Source organism: Pseudomonas sp. KCJK9058 (genome assembly GCF_046230975.1).
Taxonomy (GTDB): domain Bacteria; phylum Pseudomonadota; class Gammaproteobacteria; order Pseudomonadales; family Pseudomonadaceae; genus Aquipseudomonas; species Aquipseudomonas alloputida.
This window is the reverse complement of the sequence record NZ_JBJJLR010000002.1, coordinates 113965-133926: the sequence shown is the minus strand read 5'-3', so window position 1 is coordinate 133926 and position 19962 is coordinate 113965. Positions and strand designations below refer to the sequence as shown.

At 59.6% G+C, this 19962-nt stretch carries 27 protein-coding genes; all 27 read right to left on the bottom strand.

Annotated elements, in window-relative coordinates:
• Nucleotides 1-2: 2 nt before the first annotated feature.
• The gene (locus ACK59Z_RS02490; protein ID WP_409292303.1) at nt 3-482 is read right to left on the bottom strand and encodes a DUF1833 family protein; all 480 of its coding nucleotides are present in this window, start codon (nt 480-482) and stop codon (nt 3-5) included.
• Nucleotides 479-949 (bottom strand): transposase, encoded by a 471-nt coding sequence (locus ACK59Z_RS02485; RefSeq protein ID WP_279839527.1) that lies wholly within the window; start codon nt 947-949, stop codon nt 479-481. The genes ACK59Z_RS02490 and ACK59Z_RS02485 overlap by 4 nt, the downstream gene beginning before the upstream one ends.
• A 25-nt stretch (nt 950-974) precedes the next feature.
• The gene (locus tag ACK59Z_RS02480) at nt 975-1118 is read right to left on the bottom strand and encodes a hypothetical protein (protein WP_178095712.1); all 144 of its coding nucleotides are present in this window, start codon (nt 1116-1118) and stop codon (nt 975-977) included.
• A gap of 9 nt (nt 1119-1127) precedes the next feature.
• Complete coding sequence (locus tag ACK59Z_RS02475; protein ID WP_409292300.1) at nt 1128-4043, bottom strand: phage tail tape measure protein; 2916 nt, start codon at nt 4041-4043, stop codon at nt 1128-1130.
• Nucleotides 4044-4098: 55 nt separating this feature from the next.
• On the bottom strand, nt 4099-4518 hold the full coding sequence (locus ACK59Z_RS02470) for a superinfection immunity protein (RefSeq protein ID WP_218186981.1): 420 nt from the start codon (nt 4516-4518) through the stop codon (nt 4099-4101).
• A gap of 79 nt (nt 4519-4597) precedes the next feature.
• A complete protein-coding gene (locus ACK59Z_RS02465) occupies nt 4598-4837 on the bottom strand; it encodes a hypothetical protein (RefSeq protein ID WP_409292298.1) in 240 nt (79 codons plus the stop codon).
• Nucleotides 4838-4944: 107 nt separating this feature from the next.
• Complete coding sequence (locus ACK59Z_RS02460; RefSeq protein WP_409292296.1) at nt 4945-5430, bottom strand: hypothetical protein; 486 nt, start codon at nt 5428-5430, stop codon at nt 4945-4947.
• A 57-nt stretch (nt 5431-5487) separates the two neighbouring features.
• Entirely contained in the window at nt 5488-6657 is a 1170-nt protein-coding gene (locus ACK59Z_RS02455; protein WP_409292294.1) for a phage tail tube protein, read from the bottom strand.
• 66 nt (nt 6658-6723) lie between these two features.
• Complete coding sequence (locus tag ACK59Z_RS02450) at nt 6724-7227, bottom strand: KilA-N domain-containing protein (RefSeq protein ID WP_232555087.1); 504 nt, start codon at nt 7225-7227, stop codon at nt 6724-6726.
• 126 nt (nt 7228-7353) lie between these two features.
• Nucleotides 7354-7758 (bottom strand): phage tail terminator-like protein, encoded by a 405-nt coding sequence (locus ACK59Z_RS02445; protein WP_409292291.1) that lies wholly within the window; start codon nt 7756-7758, stop codon nt 7354-7356.
• Nucleotides 7755-8183 carry an HK97 gp10 family phage protein gene (locus tag ACK59Z_RS02440; RefSeq protein WP_144180488.1) on the bottom strand — a complete coding sequence of 143 codons (429 nt, stop codon included), beginning with the start codon at nt 8181-8183 and terminating at the stop codon, nt 7755-7757. The genes ACK59Z_RS02445 and ACK59Z_RS02440 overlap by 4 nt, the downstream gene beginning before the upstream one ends.
• Before the next feature lie 2 nt (nt 8184-8185).
• On the bottom strand, nt 8186-8566 hold the full coding sequence (locus ACK59Z_RS02435; RefSeq protein ID WP_409292289.1) for a glutamate 5-kinase: 381 nt from the start codon (nt 8564-8566) through the stop codon (nt 8186-8188).
• Nucleotides 8567-8568: 2 nt separating this feature from the next.
• A complete protein-coding gene (locus ACK59Z_RS02430; RefSeq protein ID WP_409292287.1) occupies nt 8569-8961 on the bottom strand; it encodes a protein singed in 393 nt (130 codons plus the stop codon).
• Nucleotides 8962-9000: 39 nt separating this feature from the next.
• The gene (locus ACK59Z_RS02425) at nt 9001-9582 is read right to left on the bottom strand and encodes a hypothetical protein (protein WP_409292285.1); all 582 of its coding nucleotides are present in this window, start codon (nt 9580-9582) and stop codon (nt 9001-9003) included.
• Between the two features lie 43 nt (nt 9583-9625).
• Nucleotides 9626-10573 carry a major capsid protein gene (locus tag ACK59Z_RS02420; protein ID WP_409292283.1) on the bottom strand — a complete coding sequence of 316 codons (948 nt, stop codon included), beginning with the start codon at nt 10571-10573 and terminating at the stop codon, nt 9626-9628.
• Nucleotides 10574-10583: 10 nt separating this feature from the next.
• A complete protein-coding gene (locus ACK59Z_RS02415) occupies nt 10584-11303 on the bottom strand; it encodes a hypothetical protein (protein WP_409292281.1) in 720 nt (239 codons plus the stop codon).
• A gap of 80 nt (nt 11304-11383) precedes the next feature.
• Entirely contained in the window at nt 11384-11695 is a 312-nt protein-coding gene (locus tag ACK59Z_RS02410; RefSeq protein WP_367237195.1) for a hypothetical protein, read from the bottom strand.
• 85 nt (nt 11696-11780) lie between these two features.
• On the bottom strand, nt 11781-12824 hold the full coding sequence (locus ACK59Z_RS02405; protein WP_409292279.1) for a phage head morphogenesis protein: 1044 nt from the start codon (nt 12822-12824) through the stop codon (nt 11781-11783).
• Nucleotides 12814-14238 carry a DUF4055 domain-containing protein gene (locus tag ACK59Z_RS02400; RefSeq protein ID WP_409292277.1) on the bottom strand — a complete coding sequence of 475 codons (1425 nt, stop codon included), beginning with the start codon at nt 14236-14238 and terminating at the stop codon, nt 12814-12816. Before ACK59Z_RS02400 ends, ACK59Z_RS02405 begins: the two co-directional genes overlap by 11 nt.
• A gap of 8 nt (nt 14239-14246) precedes the next feature.
• On the bottom strand, nt 14247-15548 hold the full coding sequence (locus ACK59Z_RS02395) for a terminase large subunit domain-containing protein (RefSeq protein WP_409292275.1): 1302 nt from the start codon (nt 15546-15548) through the stop codon (nt 14247-14249).
• Nucleotides 15535-15996: a DUF2280 domain-containing protein gene (locus ACK59Z_RS02390; RefSeq protein WP_012053000.1), complete on the bottom strand. Its 462-nt coding sequence runs from the start codon at nt 15994-15996 to the stop codon at nt 15535-15537. Before ACK59Z_RS02390 ends, ACK59Z_RS02395 begins: the two co-directional genes overlap by 14 nt.
• 31 nt (nt 15997-16027) lie before the next feature.
• The gene (locus tag ACK59Z_RS02385; protein ID WP_409292273.1) at nt 16028-16636 is read right to left on the bottom strand and encodes a putative metallopeptidase; all 609 of its coding nucleotides are present in this window, start codon (nt 16634-16636) and stop codon (nt 16028-16030) included.
• A 345-nt stretch (nt 16637-16981) separates the two neighbouring features.
• Nucleotides 16982-17401 (bottom strand): hypothetical protein, encoded by a 420-nt coding sequence (locus tag ACK59Z_RS02380; RefSeq protein ID WP_409292271.1) that lies wholly within the window; start codon nt 17399-17401, stop codon nt 16982-16984.
• Nucleotides 17402-18202: 801 nt separating this feature from the next.
• On the bottom strand, nt 18203-18436 hold the full coding sequence (locus tag ACK59Z_RS02375) for a hypothetical protein (RefSeq protein ID WP_409292377.1): 234 nt from the start codon (nt 18434-18436) through the stop codon (nt 18203-18205).
• A gap of 55 nt (nt 18437-18491) precedes the next feature.
• Nucleotides 18492-18761, bottom strand: coding sequence for a hypothetical protein (locus tag ACK59Z_RS02370; protein WP_409292269.1), 270 nt, complete (start codon nt 18759-18761; stop codon nt 18492-18494).
• Nucleotides 18761-19072: a hypothetical protein gene (locus ACK59Z_RS02365; protein WP_064314657.1), complete on the bottom strand. Its 312-nt coding sequence runs from the start codon at nt 19070-19072 to the stop codon at nt 18761-18763. Before ACK59Z_RS02365 ends, ACK59Z_RS02370 begins: the two co-directional genes overlap by 1 nt.
• Before the next feature lie 459 nt (nt 19073-19531).
• Nucleotides 19532-19921, bottom strand: a complete 390-nt coding sequence (locus ACK59Z_RS02360; RefSeq protein WP_409292267.1) for a hypothetical protein — start codon at nt 19919-19921, stop codon at nt 19532-19534.
• Between the last annotated feature and the right edge of the window lie 41 nt (nt 19922-19962).

Genomic DNA, 19962 nt, shown 5'->3' with positions numbered 1-19962 from the left:
GGTTAGAGGTACTTCAGGCCAGGGGCTTTTGTCGCGGTGAGGAACTCACGCATGCCGTTGGTATTGAGCAGATCCATAAAGCCGCAAGTCAGCTTGGCGATGCCGTCTTCATACTCCCGGCTGAGCAGGGTCATCCGATATCGCTCTTGCGGAAACGAAAGATCTTCGGCGAGATAGCGCCGGATGGTGATGATGAAGCGCTCGTCGGCCGCCTTGGCTTCCTCAACGACCTCCTGCACCTCTCCAGTGACGTTATCCATCCCGAGCACAATGTTCTGGAACGCACTGTTGTCGCTCTTCGGTAGGCCTAGGTCCATCGCCATAGCGATGAAGGTCAACGTGCGACCGTCCTCAGTGGTGCATACTCGATCTTCCCAGCCAGCGCAGTAGCAGTGCGAGACCGTGCCGCCCTCCTTCCGCGCCTCGATCGTATCCACCAGCTCCCCGCGCCCCGAGGCGTAGCACTCTTCTATCAGGCTCATCCGAAGTAATCCGTATGCCATTTCTCAAGGATGGATTGCAGGCCGGCGTTGAACTGGTCAAGCGGCATGCCCAGGTAGGCGCCGAGGTACTGGTCCTCGGTGTAGACCGGCCGTTTCTTGAACTCCAAGCGAGCAGAGAACCGCCAGCGCTTGATCTGAGCCAGTTCACCGCCGGTATACATACCTTTGAAGTGCACCAGGTGCACCTGCATACCCAGCGGGGTCTGAAGTGGCATCTCGAACCACTCGACGCCAAGGTTCAGAGCCCAGGTATGCCAACCCTCGAACAGCGCAGCCTCTTCCTGGCTGAAGTTGAATGTGAACTGAGCAGAGGTCGGAGGATTGCTGGTTACCCGTCGATACCGCGACCGGCCGGTGACCATCGGCGTAGCCCGCATCGGATCGACCGTGCTCAGGCCATACCCCTCCTGCAGAGGAAGTGGCAATTCTGCCGGGTATTGAATCATTGCCATTCCTCAGCTGAGGTTCGTTTTAGGTGAGAGGGCTGAGGCCCAGCGCTTCCTCGATGCGGGCAAGCCGCCGTTGCAGCAGAAGCTCTTTCTCGTCAGGCGGCGCGACAGGCTCGGGCACAGTTGAGCCCGGCCCGGTATCGGCCTCTTCCGTTTCGGTGGTCATGTAATTTCCTTACGTTGGAACGCGCTGAAGACCAAAGGCCGCCTGAAGCGCCTGAGCTCGCTCGCCGTCTCCCCAGATGTCAGCGACGAAGGCGTCGATCTCAAGCTGGCCGTTGTCACCGGTGCGCTGGTCGACTGTGCCGGCTCGGGAGCGATCTTCGATCAGGTTTACGGTGACGTTTGGCTGGGCGACCACGGGCGCCTGGGTGCTGCCGGACGATTGAGTCGAGACAACCGAACCGCCACCACCAGCCACCGATACCCGCTCATTCGAGTTGATCGCCTCCAGCAGAGCCCGGTTGCGCTTGGTAGCCGCGGCGTTTACCACGAACTCGCCGTCGCTCAGCCGGGCCATGATGCTGTCGGAGGTGCCGGTACCGGCGCCGGACACGTAGCCGCCGGTGGCGAAGCCAGGAATCACGGCCAAGCTGGATGCCAGAGCCGTGGTCGAAGTCAGCGCCGCCGCCGCGGGCACGGAGTTAGCGCCCAGCGTTGCAAGGGAAGCCATCGCCGCCGCCGGTGCCCAGGCCGTGGCCGTGGTGCCCGCCAGGATCATGCTCTGGCTCGCAGCAGCAGTGCCAAGCGTGGCATTCAGCGCCGCATTCAGAGCCATCTGCACGCCCATCTTCACGAAGCCCGCGAGGATGTCGCGCACCACGTTACCGGCGATGTCACCCAGGTTGCTGAACGACAACTGCCCATCCATGATCGCGTCGGTGATGTCGGTGGAGATGTTGTTGAACGCGCTGGAGAAGATGTACTCCGTCTGCCCGGCGATGTCGCGCGCCTGGTTGCCGAAGTTCTGCACCGCTGCCGTCCACCCGTTGATCGGGTTGAGCATGGCCTGATCCATCTGCGCCCAGCCGGCCTGCATCGCTGCAAGCTGCTGGGGCAGGAACTCGTTGATGGCGTCGATCTGCCCCTGCAGGGCCTGGCGCTGCTTCTCGTCTGTGGCGTTGGCCAGTTCGGTCTGCAGTTGGAGTAGGCGGTCGTTGGTCTGCATCTCCAGGTTAAGCCGCTGCTGCATGCGAGACGCCTGCAGGTCACCCATTCCGATGCTGGCAGCGTCAAGCGCGTACTGGTCGCGCTCATTTGCCAGCTGCTTTTGCAACTGGGCGCGGTACTGCTCCACCGCGGTCAGGCCCTGAGCACCCTTGAGCGCTGCCGCATAGTTGATGGAAGCCTGGGCCAACGCCTTGCTGTACTCCTCCTGCGTGATCTTGCCCTTGGTCAGCGCTAGGTCCAGCTGACCCTGCTCCTTGGTCAGCGCCCGTGCGGCCTGGGCTGCTGGGTCGTACTGGCCGTACAGGCGGGCGAAGGTGTTTTCGGCCTCGGCCACGCCACGGTTGACGTTCTTCGGAGCGTTTTTCTTTGCCTCGCGGGCTTTGATGTCCGCGATTTCCTGCTCGATGTTCTTGCGGGCAGTGGCGTACTTTGTCTCTTGTTCGGAATTGAAGCCGCCGGCCGCCATCGCATCGGCGCGGGCCTTGTCGAGGTCCTCCAGCTGCTTCTGCAGCTTCTGGGTCTGGGTCTGCGCGGCAGTGAACGTCGAGTTGATCAGATCCACGCCTTTCTTGCCGGCGTCTTGAACAAATCTGTTGGTATTGCCTTCCCACGCCTTCCAGGCTTCGTCGGCAATACGGCCCTGCAGTTCAGTGGCTCGCTTTTCCAGCGCCTTGAGGCTGTCGGGGTTTACGCCCATAAGGCTGCTCGCGGCAGACCCGTACTTGCTTATGGACTTGCGTGCCTCGGCGATCTGGTTATAGACATCGGCCAGTTCCTGTTCAGGAGTGGTCTTTCTCCCAACATCAAGCATCGCATCCCAGGCTTTCTTGGCGAAGCTGCCAAGGGATTGCCAGGCGGACTCCAGGGAGCCGAGATTGCTTTCCATCTCTGCCGATCTGGAGCTCAATGCTGTTGCATACAGATCCGTCGCCGCCCTTGCGGCATCGATGGTTTTCCCCTGCTTTTCCAGAGAGATGATGTTCGCGTACTGGCTGGCAGTGAGGAAGTTGAGCTCTGCGTCGAGCTTCTTCACTGCCTCAACTGGACCTTTAGCGATCTCGTTGAAGGACTGAACTACCTTGGTAACGTCTTCCCCCGTCTGCTTGGACCAGGCCAGTGACGCTTTTGTGATCTGCGCATACATGGGGGTGAGAGCGTTGCCGGCCCCGGCAAGCTGCTCGAGAACCTTAGACGCTGCGCCAACAGTCGTGCCAGTGTTAGCCACCTGCTCGGCAAGGTTGGCAAGTTCGCTGTAGCTCGTACCTGCTGCGTTCCCATTCCTGATAATCGCATCAGTCAGTCGATCCGACTCTTCGGATCCCTTGTAGTACGCCAGAGCCAGTGTGCCAGCTGCTGCGGCCGCCACTGTGAACGGATTCACCAGGCCAAGGACGTAACCACCAAGGGCCTTGGCCGCAGGTAGAGCGCCGCCGAACATATCCTTGAGCTGACCGCCCTGCTGCAGGAACACCGTGAGCGGCGCTTGCCCGCCCTGAAGGCTAACCGCGATATCGGTAAATTGAGCAGGCACTCCACGCAATGCTGCCTGGTAAGCCTTGGCCGACATTCCAGCCTTGTTCATGGTCGTGGTGGTTTCGCCGAGAGCTTCTCGCATCGTGTTGATGCGCTGGGTGTACTCGACGAATGTGTCGCTCTCGACGACGCCAGCCTTCTTCAGCTTGGCCAGCTTTTCCTGCATGTCATCAAGACGGCCCAAGGCGGCAACCGTGGGGTTGATCTGACCCAGCAACTGGGCGAGCTCTTTGCGCTGATCATCAAGGCTACTGCTCACACCATCGGCAGATGAGGCCGCTGCATCGCCGGCCCTCTCCATGCGCTCAAGGGATGTTGTCAGGTCGTCCGCATTGCGCTTCGCGCCCCGCGAGTCGATCGTTACCGCCAGGCGGGATTCCTGGGTCATACCTTTCTCCGGGCATAAAAAAACCCGCCGAAGCGGGTCTTGTATGTGTTTGGTGTTAGCTCACCACTAGCGAGCTGCCACAGTGCTTGCACTTGATGGCTTCCACCTTGATATCTTCAGCGCAGAATGGGCAGGTTTTTGTGGCTGCGGCAGCCTGTTCCACTACCGGCGCCTCTTTGTCCTGAGCGGCCACTGCAGGTGCCGTTTCTGGCTTTTTGAAGGCCCATACCAGTGCGACTACCCAGCCAATCAGCGACCAGCCGAGGAACAGGTTAACGAGCGCGATTGAGGCGATATTGGTATGCCCGCGCAACTTAGCTTCGATCGTAGGAAGCATGTAAAGCAGCGGCACGCTGATCAGCCCAGAAAACACGACCAGCTTGCCAAAAGCATTCAGCTCATTAGCTGGTATGGTCCCCATGCCTAAGCTGTAAGCAGCCAGAAATGCCAAAACCACGAATCTCACTGCAAACATAAACTCATCCCTGTATGAACGTATGGCTGGATGCTAGCACTTCATGGGTGCACGGACCAACGGATGGCCTGAGCAGCGGCTACTTCTTGGACCTGACTTTTTCACCCTCTTTTTGATTCTGCTCATCCCACCGCCGGCGAAACTCTTCGTCCAGGGCGAAGATGGCGGCATCGAACTCTTCGCGGCATATCACCGAGGGGTAGCGGTCGAGATACTCGGCGATCGCGGCCGGTGCGATCGGAGCCGGAGCACCCATCATGCCGACGTACTGCCGGGACCTGCCGATGTGGCCGTAGGCCTCAAGGATCTCGGCAACCACGTCATCGATCTCCGGCGGCTCCTGGGCCTTGAGGCCAAGGCGCTCATGCTTCCAACGCTTCTTTTCGTTGTCAGGCCCGGCCCAGTCCCTACCCCAGCGATATGCCGCTACTGCTTTTCCGCAGTGGCCTGGGCCTGTTCCTCAATGCGCTTGGCGATGTCGAGGCCGGTGCGAAGGGCCAGGAAATAGACGCTTGGCATCTGCTCGATCAGCGACTTGCACAGCTGCGGGGTGTACTTGGCTGGCTCGCCTGGACGCTCTTCGACATCAATACCCTGCCAGTCCTTGATCAGGTGCTTGGTGGCCAGGTCGATGAACAGATCGTCGTCGGTTTCGAGCTCAACATCGGGGATGGAGTCGATGGTGAAGCCTGCAGTGCCCACGCCAGCCTGCTGATTCAGCGCGGCAAGGTGTCGGCGGATCACGGCTTGGTGCGACTTGTAGATCGGGTTGGCAATGGATGCGACCAGAATCGCAGCCGTGTCCGGCCCCTTCTCGCATTTCACAGCCAGGCCACCCGGGCCTACCTTGAAGTGCACCCAGCGCTCGCCGTTGATATCCAGCTCAGGCTTTCTTGCAATGGTGATGCCCATGGTATTCCTCTGCGGTAAAAGGCCCGACGCACACCGCAGGGCGCGCCGGGCAAAGGGTTAAGCGGTGACGGTGACAGCGCAGGTATCGGTCTTGGTGCCGTCTGCGACGCTGGTGGCCGTGATAGTGGCGGTGCCGACTGCCAGGGCGGTGACCAGGCCGGTCTCGCTCACGCTGGCGATGGTCGGGGCGGAACTGGTCCAGGTGACTTGCTGGCTGGCACCCGCCGGGGTGACCACGACTTCGAGGTCGCCGGTATCACCTACTGCCAGGCTCAGAGTGGCCGGGGTGACGTCCACGGCAGCCACAACGATCGGTGCCGGCAGGCGGGTGATGGTCGGAGCGACACGGCGGGCGGTGTAGTTCAGCTCCACCTGGATGATGTCGGTCGAGCCGCCATCCGGCCAGTCGGCGGTCACTTCCATCTCAGGGATCAGGAACTTGTATCCACCGTCAGCGTTGCCGATGGTGAATTCCAGGCTGATCGCGTCGTTGCCCTTCTGGGCCTTCCACAGCTCGTAGGCCATCTTCGACCAGCTGATGGTGATCGCGCCGGACGGGGTGAAGGTGGTGGCAATGATGTTGCCCGGATACGGGTTGCCGTTGCCGATGCAACGCTGGGTCTGCACGTTGTTGTCGAACTGCAGGTTGAAGCTGTCGACGCAGGCGTTGCCCTCGCCAACCTGGACCCCGTTGATACGCAGGCCGCTGATGTCTTTGAAGCTGAACCGCCGCTGGCTGGACTCGGGCTGGGCGTTGACGATGAACGACGTGTTGTCGCCCTTGTCATCCCAGGAGCGCGCCGCCATGGTCATGGTGACCGTGACTTCGTTGTCGCCTGGGAAATCGAAGTTCATGTTTGCGACTTGCACGCCACGAGCAATGGCCGAGACACCGATATCGGTCGCGTAGGATGCGATCGAGAAGGTGATGCGGTCGTCGCCCATGGTCAGGACGTTGCCGGCCCAGTCCTTGCCGAAGCAGGAGGCCATGAAATCGTCCAGTGCGCCAAAGCGCCATTTGGTTTCGATATCGCCGCCCACGTCCACGGTGGTTTGGGCAGTACCCTGAGACATGCGGGTGAAGCCGATTTCGTTGTTCTCTTCCGAGTTGAAGGTCGGCATCAGGCCATTGCTGATGCGGGTCAGCACCTTCCAGTCACCGGCCGGCGTTACGCCTGGCGTCACCTCTTTGATGGAGGCAAGCTGTACTTTTGCACCGCTCGACATGGGGTGTTTCTCCTATGAGTAGGCGTAAAAAAACCGCCATGTGGCGGTGCATTGGGCGGATTCTGATCAGGCCGCGTCGAGCCCGAGTGTCATTTGCAACTGGTCGCGCCAGTATTCGACCTGGTGTTCCAGGCCAGGCTTCTTGTTGCGCCAGCGGGCCAGCTCACGACCGCTCAGGCTTGCAACGGCCTTCGCGTCGTCCAGAGCACGGCAGGCGCGGTCAAATTGCTGCTTCTCGTTCAACTCGCCGCGCAGCAGGGCATCAATGTGTAGGTCGGCCCAGACGGCGAACTTCAGATCCAGCCATCGAGCAAAGGCCACCCCCAGCTTCGGATGCAGCCAGGTGCCGCTCTGGTAGCGCCCGCGGCGAGTTTCTAAAAGTGACTCAGGATCACAATTAAGCGCTTCGGCTAAAACACCCATGTACTGCTTGGTTTCGTCCTGCTTCAGCCAATCGACCGGGCGTTTACCGAATCGCTTGGCTACATCAGTGGCATTGATCCAGCCATCGCTATTGAAGCGAACAGCCTGGCCTTGGTAGTGAAACGGAATGACGTTGCTCTCGATCATCTGTGACACCTCGTTCATCAGGCGAATAGAAACGCAGCCAGGGCGGACGGATGAACGAACATCCACCGTTCGGCTGTACGGGCCTAGGCTGCGTGTTTGGTTGCCTTGCGGCAGAAATTGGCGGGCTCAGTAGGCCCGGTACGGAACCCGTACGTTGACTTGGTACCACCCGCTACCTTCGTCGCCGACGACCTGCGGGGATGCCTCGAAGAAGTCGAACGGGCCTTCGGGCGCGCTGTAGTACTGGAACTGGGTGACCAGCGTGTCGACTGCCCGGGTAATGGCCAGGGTGCCGCTGTAGCTCGGCACGAATAGCTGAATCATTACGATGCCGGTCTGGCGCACGCATGGGCCGATACCAACTTCTGGCGTGCTGCTCAAGCCGGGAACATCGGCCAGCCGAGCCCAGATGGCGCGCCCGGCCGGATTGAATGGCTTTGGCGGATTCGGGTAATCGACGGCGTCTGCGGGGATTCCGGCCCACTGCTGCATGCGGCCGATGACAATGGCGCGGATCTGTTCAAAGGTCATGAGTAGGCCTGCGATACGCCGTTGAAGGACACTGCATAGATACCGCCAGGCGCCTGGGTCGAATGACCATCCTCAAGCTTTTCGGCATAAGGCAAGTTTGTCTGGATGTAAATGACCGTGAAGGGCTCTAGGCCTGAAAGCTGCCGCTGCCCTTCTGCGATTGTTTCTGCTCCGACCTTGTCAATTTTGTTCGTCTGCGTGTAAACGGGACTGCCAATGCTGACAATGTGGCTTCCCCTGAATCTCCCGCCGGAGTAACCAGGGGGCGGGGGACTTTTCCATAGATCAGGGTTACCGACCGGAGAGCGCAACACTATCTCGCCAAGCATTGCCATGGCTATCGCCCTGGAGCGCTGAGTGAGCGCATCTTCCACCACTCCAGCAAATGCGCTTGGTGGCGTGCTCCAACCTCTTCCCCTGGCCATGGTCACTTCCTCAGCTGGATCTCGTAGTGGGCCTTGGCCGGGTCAATGCCTGGGCTGACGATGCGGTATTTCACAGGCTCGCCCGTGATCAGGTCGTTGGCGGTGATTTCGTGGCCAACAGCCGGCTTGTCGGTGACCTCGCTGGCCAGGCAGATCAGCAGCACATCGCCCACTAGGATGTTCAGCCCGTCGATGCGCCGGCTGTCGTAGCTGTCGAGCACTCCGCGCCCCGTATAGGTCACGGGCTGGGCCGTGGTGGTCTCGCCGACCGGATCCCAGACGCCAGGCCCCATGTAGGTGCCAGTGAACGTCGATACCGCGTCGGGCAGGTCTTCGTCGAAGGCCTCTGCCAGGTCTGCCTGGATTTCGTCACGTAGACCCATGGCTACCCCCTTTTCACAGCAAAGGCGAATGGGTTGCTGCGCCATGGCGTCAGCAGGGCAAGTGCCAGCTGCACACAGGCTGGCTGGGCGATAGTGCGGGTCTTGTCGATCGAGCCGAAGGTCTTGCTGGTCGATACCGACCCAGCCTTGACGGTCTTCGCCTCAAGCGATCCTTCGGTCTGCTGCTGGTACAGCTTCCCTTGAGACGCGCATTTGGCCAGCCGGGCGCCAGCCTCTTTCACGTCGTTAGGAATGTCGTCCATGTCGATGCCGACCAGGTTGAGCGCGGTCAGGTAGGCATTCGCCTCGAACACCGCCTCTTGCTTGAGGTCGCCAGCTGCCCAGCCAGCCCCGAGGATGCCATCCACGTCGGCCACGGTGATGTAGGTAGCCATCAGGCCTCCGCTGTAATGAGTGGGGCCGATGCCCCTGTGTTACTTGGCGAGTTCGTCGACCTGCTTCTGCAGAGACTCTTTCGAGGCGTTGGCGCGGTAGGTCACTCCAGACTTGTCCAGAACAGCCTTCAATGCCTCGACCTCTGGGTCGGCGGCAGTAGCTTTGAGAGCCTCGATCTGCTTCAGCAGGTCGGCCTTCTCTTGCTCAAGGTCGACTACCTTCTGGACTTCGCCGTCGCGCTCGCGCTGCAAGCTGGCGATGCCGGCATTGACCGCTTCCAGCACCTGGAACAGGCGCCCGGCTGTTTCGCCAAGCTCACCCTCTGGGCGCTCCAGGCTCTGAGCAGCGAAGGATTCGACGATCCCCCCGACAGAGGCAAGCTCTGCAGTTAGGCGATCAAGCTCAGCTTGATCCGGGGCTTCGACGAGGGGCACGCGCTTCGGCGCCTCAAAAAAAGTCACTTCAGCACCAGCATCTTCGTAGGCGTCGGCCACCTTTGGCCAGTCACCTACGATCACGACCGCCTTCACGCCAGGCTCGGGCCGGTCGAAGTGCTGAGGATTGCGATAGCGCTTACCCGGCTCGAACCCGGAGGCCTGCGCGGTGTAGATCAGTTCCATGATGATCTCCAAGGCGACCCATTACGAGTCGCCCGATGCTTGATTACGGAGTGCCCAGGTCGATCAGCACTCCAGCAGTGGCCTTATCGCTGGTTGCGTACTTGGCCCAGTTGGCACCAGCGCCCACAGCCGCCAGGTTCGGGTTGATGCCGCCGGTTGCGTCGGCCCAGCTGTAACCCAGCAGATCCAGGTTGAAGGTGCCCTCGGCACGGAACCCCATCGCCAAGTTTTCCTGGGTGTTGATCGGATACGAGCGGAAGCCCGGGGCCTGAGATTCGGTGACGCGAATCGCGCCGGACTGCAGACCGAAGATGGTTTCGGCGGGATGGGTGTCGGTAACCAGTACTGGCTTGCCCATGGTGCCCGGCTGGCCGCCGTAGATCACCACGCCCGCTTCTTCGTAGATCTTCTCGCTGATCGCCTGATCCACCATGTCGAAGTAGGTAGCCGAATCCATGGTCCACAGTGCGATGCGTCCGAAGCGGTCACCGAACTTGCGCATACCCTTGGTCAGCACCTTCTTGCCGTCAGTGGCAAAGCTGCCGGTGGCGACCATGTTGGCGTTTGCGCCGATCGAGGCCTTGAGGGCAGCCATGGCGTACTGGATGTAGCCTTCCAGAACTGCGTCGGCGTAGTCTTGGCCAACCAGCTCAGAGAACTCTTCAGGTGAGCGAGCGCGGCGCTTGAAGGCCTCTTCGGTGGTCTCGTAAGGGCCGTACTTGAACGGAACCTTCACGCCGACCATCTCGCCAGCACCGATCTTGGAGCCGGTCACGGTAGCACTGGAGTTCACGTCGCGGTGACCGATCGCGCCGCCGATCTTGTAGAAGGCCCGCTTGCGCAGATCACCTTCGATAAGCTCGTTGTTCAGCACGATTGCGCCATTCGAGGAGACGTTGAAGATATCGATCACGTCCTGGATGCGCTCCAGGTAGGCGGTTTGGGCAAGATCGTTGTAAACGATCATGTCCGAGTTGACGGTGGTCGCCATGTGTTACTCCCTATTTGGGCAATTTGAGGTAGGCGCTCTGCCCGTGCGCTTCGATGAACTCGCGCTTCTGGGTAGAGGACATTTCGGAACGTTTCAGCGCGGCCCCGCCGCCACCTTTTGCACCGCCGGCCCCGCCGCCAGATGCTTTACTGCCAACAATCAACGGACCGAAGGCCGGATCGTTGGTGAATTCTGCTTTCAGCTCATCCAGCGTTGCCGCCGAGAGCTTGCCGGCGGCGTCCAGCACGACGACGGTGGGTTTGCCATCACGCTGCTCGACGCTCAGCCGGCGTTCGATGTGGGGAAGCAATGCCTTGGCGCTGCCTGGTACAGCCAGGGTGGTCGCGATCTCGGTCGCGGTGCGCCCTACGGTCAGATCCCGGATCTGGCCTTGCAGGGTGTTACGCTCGTTTTCCAGCGCCGAACTCAGCTCAGCTTCGCGGCGGTTGTACTTCTCGGACCAGGACTTTTCGAGTTCCTCGACGTTGCCAGACTTGCGGGCGGCCTCCTCGGCCTCGGCGCGCGCCTTTTCTTCGGCCTCACGGCGGGCTTTCTCGGCAGCCTTCTTCTCGCCCAGGAGCTCCTCCACCTTGGCCTTCAGGCCAGTGACGTCTTCCTGCTGCGGGAGACCGTCGATGCCGAGGACGAACTTGCCGTCCTTCTCGACGTACAGGGCCTGAATGGATTCGTCGACGCCTTCGAGGCTGTCCAGTTGGAATTTCAAGGTCATTGCTGTCTCCCAGAGACTTGTGCAGGCCCTGCCTGCGGGCATAAAAAAACCCGCCGAAGCGGGTTTAGTAATTGGTTTTTTCAGCCTGCCGTGAACCGGTAGGTGTACGGAGCAAGTCGCTCCATTTTGATAATCGACCCAGCCACCAAAGCGTGATCGTTCAAAAACTTGGTCACCACAAAGGTGCTGCGTTTCCGGAATATCTTCTTGTCCCCCGCAACCTCATCCTGAATTGGATCTTGGCTGCCATAGAAGACCGTTGCCAGCTGTTTGGCAGGAAACTTCCGGTTCTTGCCACCAATGATCTCAGGTTCTAACCAGTCGAACACATCGGTCAGCAGAATGTAGCTTCGTTGAGCGTTGGTTTGTAATGGAAAAGTCCTGAACGTCATCGTGCCGCCCTCTTGAATGAGGGCTCTATGGTTTCAAGCGGAAGTAGGCAATTCAACAAAAACCAACTCTTTGCAAGCCAGGCTCTCACTTTTCTGATTTCGTCAATGCCATGGGCTCACGCTCGCGCAGCTGTTTTAGGGTCAGGGTCTTGCCGTCGTCGTCGACGAACCGGTCGATGGACAACTCGCCCTTGCTGAACAGTTCGTAGCGCGCAGGCCCGAGCACGTCCTTCTGGAACGCTGCGGGCTGCCGTGCAAGCCATTCGGCGTAACTGATCTTGCTGTTAACCTGCTCGGCACCATCAGGGCCGACCGAAGGCCTGGTTGAGCCAGGGATCTCCCTGGCGAACTCGTCTCTCAGCGCCGGGATGACCGTGGTCCGGCACCGCCAGTGATACGGCGGCTTCGGCCCATCCAGCGGGATGATCGTCTGGTCGATGCTCATGCAGAACAGCGTGGTGCGGCTGTCCAGGGTGGCGATCCGGCGCATCCCCTTGAGGATGTCGTCGTTGCCCTTGAGCACCTCCACGCGCGCCGTGGTGGCGATGTGGTTGGTCATGGTGTTGACCAAGGCCTGCGCCTGATCGCGCTGCTGGACGCCCAGTGACGTCAGCCGACGACTGATCTGGCCGGACGTCTCACCCAGCGCTGAGCCCATGCGGATCTCGCTGATGATCTCAGCGCTCTTCTTGGTGCCGTACTGGTCGAGCGCGCCGTTGATGCTGATGCGCTGTCGGCCCTTACCGACCTCCAGGTCGAGAGGGTCAGCAAGCGCTGCTGCGGCGACCTGCTTGATGCTCAGCCGGTTCAGTTGGACGACCGTCTTCACGACATTGCCCAGCAGAGTCATGTTGAACTCAGCCTCATAGCCACCGAATTCGGTCAGGTCGAGCACCGCCTGCTGCTTCATCTCGCCGTAAACGCCCGCCAGCTCGCCCTGTAGCTCTTGGATCTGCTTCTCGTAACGTTGGGTGCCGTAACGGCTCAAACCTTCTGATACGCGAGATTTGGCGGTGCTGATGGCCTTGGTGATGAACTTGGCCAGCCGCTTGAGGCTTCCCCCGGCGTAGCGCTGCACGTGCAGCTGGTGACGAGTCGCTGCATCGGACAGGTAGCCGTCACTGCTCATCGCTGCCATCTCCGGTGTCATTGCCGGTCACCGGCGCCTGCTCGGCCAGTTCATCTTCGATCAGCTCGTCGGTACGGTCAGCCTCAAGCACACCACCCTGGCGGAGGTTGGTGCGCACGTCGGACTTAGCGATCAGGCCCTGCTGCCACAGCTGGACTTGGGCCAGGATGTCCTGGGCGGTCATCGTCTCATCGAAGAACGATTGGTTTAGCCAGAACACAGTCCCGGCCTCGTCCGGCTCGCTCATCATGAATCGCTCGGCGTCGAGGATAGCCCGTTTCAGGGCCTCGGATACGTTGCCTGCGATGGTGCCCAGTACGCTGTTGTCCGAGCTGTAGCGGATCCGAACTGCCTCGGCCGTCTCCGCGCCACCCGCCTTCTGGACGATGCGGGCGCCGATCATCAGCATCTGCTCTTCCTTGTCCTTCATCAGCGTACGAGCCAGTTGGCTCTCCGTTGCCTGGACAAGCTTTGCGTCACCGGACTTGCCGAGGTTGTAGCCCCGGGTCGATCCGATGTGCATGCCGTTCGGGTTCACCTTGGCGAACTCGTCGGCGCTGATATCCGTGGTGATGAACAGCGTCGGCTGGCTGCTGATGAAACCGCTCTCCTCCACCGTGGCGCTATTGCCGTAGTGCAGGATATTCACGTCGGCCAGGTCTTCGAGGGGCGACTTGTCGACGCTGGCGTCGTTGTTCTGCGAGCCGTAGAAGCTGAACAGGATGTGGTCGAAGGGGCGTCCATTCTTGTCGAGCGGCGCGACTTCGCTATAGGTGTTGCCGTCCTCGGCGTAAACACGCTGCACATAGCGTCCATCAACCAGCAGCAATACGCGGTATTGGGTGCTCGTTGTGCGCTCCAGGCTGTCCGGACTGAACGTGGACACGCATTCCAGCAGGCAGACATAGACTAGGCGCTTCACCCCATCGACCACTTGTTCATCCCAGTCGATGATCGACTCGGCGCCATAGTGATGGATTAGCGCGCTGCGCCCCTGCATGTCGGCCATGGAGGACACGCCCTCAACCGCAGGGAAGTCCACGAGGAACCCACCCCGGCCTGCGTCAAGGCACTCGCCCACGGCATCCTTGGACAGCTGCTCCAGGCTCGTGCCGTCGCCGCTAGCGTTCTCTTTGAGGTATTCGACCCCGGCGGGCAACTCCAGCTCTGCAGTCTTGCGAAACACCGCACCCAGCAGGCCGGTACGCGTGCGCCCGGTGACGTTCAGGAACATCGCCCGCTTCTTGTACTGCTTGTATCGCGCCTGGTTCTCGGGAGACTTGTTCTCCGGGTCCGGCATCGGTAGGTAGATATCGTGCTTGCGCACCTCGCGGGCGCCCGCCACGCAGCGCTTGACCAGCTGCCAGCCGGGCAAGGCCTCCGAGTACTCTGCCCGAGGGAGGAAGTTAGGCATGGATGGCCTCAGAAAGTGAACGAGATTGGTACGTGAGTGACCGGCCTGCTGATCGGGTAGTCGTGGTGGATGAAGTAGCCGCCGGCGTCGTTCGCGTGGTCGACGCCAGATTTTTTGTCGGGCTCGCCATTGGGCGCCCACACCTGCTGCTCCAAGCCATCCGCGTAGGTCGGGCAGCGCAGCGGGTTAATCAGGTAGCGGCGCTCGCCATTCGCGTTGCAGAACATGGCGTTCATGGCGTTGATCCGGTCCTTTACCGGGGGGTTGGCATCAGGTGCAATCACACTGAAGCCGGCCTGGCGCAGGATGGCGATGTCCGTCTCGCTGGCATTCACCGACTTGCGCGACCCGCCCGAGGCGTCTGGATAGATCCTGATCTCGCAGGTCTTCTCGTAGTCCCTGCCGTTGTGCCGCCAGTACCGCTCCTTGATGCGCCGGATCATGTCCGGGGTATCGAAGCCGTCGATCAGTTCATCCACCGCCCTAGGCTTGCCGTCTGCGCGCTTGACGTGCGTGATAGCAGCCATCTTGCCGACGTTGAAGTCCATGCCGATGAACAAGGGCTCTCCAGGCTCTACGGTATCAAAGCAGGAATTCAGCTTCCGGTCGTAGGCGTGGTAGATCGACCCGGCGTTGAGGTTGACGAACTGACCGTTCAGGTAGGCCAGGATCAGCTGGGCCGGGTATGACTCCATCAGCGACGTGATGTAGTCAGGCGGTAGGTTCAGCTCGTTGTCGAACGTGCTGGCCTGCACCAGGCCATACATGCCCTGCAGTGCAGGCTTCTCGCGCAGCTGCTTCACGAACTGCTGATAGACGAACTTGAAACCCTCAGGGGTCGTGGTCACATCCACGCCGTTCTTCAGCCCGGGAACGTTGTAGCGCATCCGGGCAATGATCTTGCGCCAGGCGTGTTCGGCCTTGAGCGCTGGCAGAACATCGAGCTCGTCGACCAAGGCGTGCCCGATCTTGAAACCGACGATAGTCTGCGGCTTCTCCATCGAGCGGCAGATGGTCGTGCTGCGGTACTGGCCGCCGCTGTAGAACTCGACCTCCTTGTCGCTCTCCTTCGTCTTGACCTTCAGGCCCCAGTCGAAGGCGACCTCCTCGATGGTCGGGAAGAAGATGTCGCGGATCTGCGGGTAAGTCGGAGCGAAGTAGCCGGAGTCGATCCGTGGCCATTCCCAGACGTGCTTGCAAAGCGCCGCGCAGCCTACCCAGGTCTTCCCGCTGCCAAACCCAGCAACGAAACCTCGAAACTTGTTCTCCATGCGCAGGAAGCTGGCTTGAGGCACGTTAAGTGACGGCATCAGGCTTCCTCGCATCCACCACGTCGACCTGCACCCGGGTAGGCGGCACGTTGTCGTGGGGATTCTCGTTCTTGGTCTGGCGGTTCACGTATACATCGCCGACCTCTTTGGCCGCCTGCTCGAGCAACTGCGCAGTCAGGGCCATGTTCTTCATGGCCTCGGCCTTCTCAGCCATCCTTCCCAGCGCACGAAGCCGGAATGCCCGGTTGGCGATAGGTATCTCGGATGTCTCTTCACGGAATCGCTTGCGCGTGTCTTCGAACAGGGTCCGCCAGCGCTTGGCCAGATCTCGGCCTGCGCTCTTGGTCGGGTCATGCGATTCGCACTGCTGGCGGCTCACCTCGATGCCAAATTCTTCTCGGACAGAGGTCGCCACCTGTGCGGGGGTATCGAAACAGGCCAGGGCCTGAACGATAAAGGCTTTCACCTCGTTGCTCAGGGCCGCCATAGGTTCAATTCCGTCTTAGGTCTGTCAAAGGTCAGGCAGACTTGAGCAGACAGGTTCCGCAGGCCCTCGAAATGTTGATCTTGGCCACCTCAGGCGGCCGGCCTGCAGCGTCGATGAGCTGCTGTACTTCTTCGCTGGCACCGTAGCGCCTCACCACTCCGACGAACTCTTCCACGTCATGGCCACGCAGGTAGAGCTTGGGCAGCCCTTCCTGGGTGAACTTGGGTGCGCCGTACTCATCGGTCGCCTGGGCGATGTGGTAAAGCTCGTGCTCAACCAGGGCGCAAAACTCCGCGTCAGTACACTGGGCGCAGTAGTCGCCAGCCAGAGTGATGAGGTAGGAAGGCTCTTCGCCGAACCACTGCCGCATTTGCTGCTCTTGTCGGGCCTTCTGCCATCCGCCAGCTCGGAACATCAACTGCTCCGCCTGGCCGAAAACCACCCGACCCTTCTTACTGAATCCACTCGATGCCCACAGCACGCCGATGTTGGCGTCCACCAGGTGGGCGTGCTCGGGATTATGGATGCTTCCGGTGCCGGCGAGGATTTCCCTCTGTATCCACTCCCAGACTTCAGGCGCCGGGCGCAGAGTAAGCCAGACCGACTCAAGCAGGTCTTTCGGTGGATTTGGCCGCCCCATAAATCACCGTCGAGATAAGCAAACAATTCGAAATTTACGAAAATCCGTCAGAAACCGAGGCTTGTTCAAAAAAAAATCAGGAACACTTGGAGCTCAAACCAAAACGGAGATCCACAATGAGCACCCTAGCAATTACCGCACTCGGACTAGTCACGACTTACTTGGCGACTAAACGGATCCGGTCCACCACCACCCTGGTGATACTCGGGTTGGGGTCCTTAGCTCTGTTCGAAATCTGGAAGCTCTAGAGAGGATTGCCGGCAGGGTGCGCTTGACCGCACTCTGCCCGGAAGGCTCGTTCGATCGCTTCCCAATCGGGTTGCTTCGCTGTCATAGAGATCTCGCTTAGAAAATGTCGTACTTGACCAAAATTTTTGCAGCTACGAAACCCATGAGGCTCAGCATGAGCAGTAGGTTCCTAAGGCTGTAGTAACCCCCAGACCTATCGCTAGCTCTCTCTGCATATGCTTTCTGTTCAGGGAACGCATTGCCTGGGTATTGAGAGCACAACTGCAGGTACGCAGCGTTCAATTTAACGGTGTGAATGGAGGCCTCGACTCTCTTAAACCCACAGTACGCAGCCAGCGCCATCAAGAGTAAAGGCACAAGCTGGACGGTCGCTGGATTCCACCCAAGCTGGTCGTAGGCAATTGTTTGAGCGAGATACGCGCATCCGGCGAGCGTGGCGCCCAACACGAATTGATCGAAACCGAATGAGCTTTTGTAGTACGTGTCATTGAGGAGCTGGAGGTTCTGAGCGGACACTTTCTTATCCTGCTTGCGGGAAAAGATCATTTTTTCCGAACAAGAGACCGCCTGTCTACGACAATATCCGCCCCAAAGGAACACTTATCAGTACTACACCGTGCGGCCCTCCAGGAGCCGTTATGCAGGCCGAGAGCAAACCGGCGCTACTTGGCGAACCCAGTCGAAGCCCAGAGCACTCCGATGGTGGCGCCCATCAGGTGAGCGTGATCTGGGTTATGGATTCTGCCGGTTTCGGCGCGGATCTCGGCTTGTAGCCATTCACAGATTTCCGGGGCCTGGGCCGAGGCCAATCGAGTGCCAACATGGGATGGTTCGAATAGCTCCAGCATCGCCGCTGGAGGGTATGCCCTGCGCCTGGTCATACTCCGTTGCTATGCCTTGGAAAATCTCGCTGGCGGTCAGCGAGAAAATAGAGGGGGTGAATCAGAAATCATAGGACTGAGCGGAATGTACGCCATAACCATCCAGTAGCGATCCCAGCATCACAACGCCTGCGGTTACATTTCTAAACTTAGATTTGATACCTTGGGTGCGTTTTTTCATCTTCTTCCCTCCTGGGGCTTTAGTAGGTGATGTGTATCCTTTGTTTTCGCTAGGGGAAATCGAATCCCCTACCTGGTTTTCACATTTGCTGACGTTGGTCTGGTTAATGGTTACTGGGGCGTAGTTCCCGATCACCGTTGTAACAGGTGCCGCGGTGCAGGTCGTGCTCTGCCAGGCTCGCTCACTCCTATGATTTCTATGATAGCAATAGTACATCATTGAATGACGAAAGCCAAAGGCCCACCACCTAAAACATTAGCCGTTGAATGGATCCGTCGGTTTGGTGATCGAGCGAACAAACCACATGAAGTCCTGCTGCAGGTTGATCTTGGCCAAGGCCAGCAGCCGCGGGTCGACTCCTTCGATCTGACCGATCTGCTTGAACAGCTCGCCGGCATCAGCCTCCAGTGCCTTGATCGAGTTCATGCCGTCGATCTCGCTCTGAGTGAGATCGCGGTAGCCGGTGATCTTCTTGTGCTGGTTGTCTATGGGTGATCCTCAGATTGTCGCGCCACAATTCGGCGCATATCGAATTTGTGGCGCCCTACCTCAGCTGGAACACATGACCACGCCGGGCGACGGCATACAGGACGATCCCCAGCTTGAGGATCACGCCGTACAGGGTGGGCACATGGCCGTTCATGGCCAGGACGAAGGCGCCGAACGCCCCAATGGCCACCAGGTAGAACGCGACGGCCAGCAGCGGGTGATCCATTGGGCGGATACGTCGCAGGTAGTCGCACGCAGCGATCACCACCAGCACGCTCAGGAAAGCATTCGCGCCGATCAGAACTGAAATCAGGGTCGAGCTCATCAGGTAGCTCCCTTGGCTCCGAACTGACCCACGAGCGACTTCAGCACCGGGATGATGTTCATTGCCAGAAGGCCTATCAGAAAGGCCACGCCGTATTGGGTTTCTCCGCCGGCTTCAAGCTTGAAGAAGCTGATTGCCAACGGGGTGCAGAAAACTGCCGAGGTGAAACCGGTGAAGAAGGCTGCGACCGCCTGGCCCCGAGTGAGACCGCGTAGGAAGGTCAGCGAGAGGATCGCCCCCGCGAAGCCGCCAATGATCACGCCGTACTTCACCAGCAGGACGCCGGCAGTCGTGCTTGCTGGTTCGGCCATGAGTGGTTCCTAGAATAAAAGGCCCGATTGAGGCCCTATCCAGGGCTCAGGCAAGTGCGCGGAGCAGCACATAACGAATTGGATCGAGCAGAGGGAATCGACCCCGTCTCTGCTCAGCTTGGAAGGCTGGCGGCAAACCTGCTGCTTGCCCGCTTTGTGTGGGTCTCTCCCCACCTGTCCGCCAAAGACCATCACGACGCCAGTGCCCTACTGCAATGGTCTCGCCGATCCGATCTCGCGCCACCCACAGCACAGTGAGGGAATGGGTGCGCGGGCTGCCGGTGTTTTTCCGTATCACAACGCTACCGGCTAGCAGTGTCCAGGCGTCCCCGTGAGGGCTGCTCTGGCTGCAGTTGCGTTCTTGCTGGAGCAAAAATCCCGGCGCTTGTCCGGGACTCTTTAGGCCCTCAGGGACCAAAAAAACCCGGCACGTGGCCGGGTCTCATCGACTAATCTGTCTCAGTCTTCCTTTTCTTCATAATCTTCGAGCTCGAACCATACATCCGAAGCCTTCACAACAATGATGTGCTCTTTGATATTCATCTGGTCCGATAACTTCTTGTGCTTTTCAACAGCTTTCCTTGCCCGATTGAAGACAGCTTCGGGACTGGTTTTTTCCGTCAAGCCAGATATGAAGTACGTTGCATGAGGAAGCTGCTTCGTTCCTCCTGCCATGTCCTTGATGGTCTGAGAAAAGCCCTGCTCAGCCATGCGCTCATGGAAGTAATCATATTTGCTGCCGTTCGAAAGCTCTACACGAGCTAGAAATGCAGTTTCTTGTTCTGGCAAGAGAGTCGTGTGAGGGTCTCTCAGCGCACTGTTCACGATGTTGCTAAGCGTGACTCGCATTGTGGCTATCCATAGTTAGGTGATAGCACCGTACATGGGGG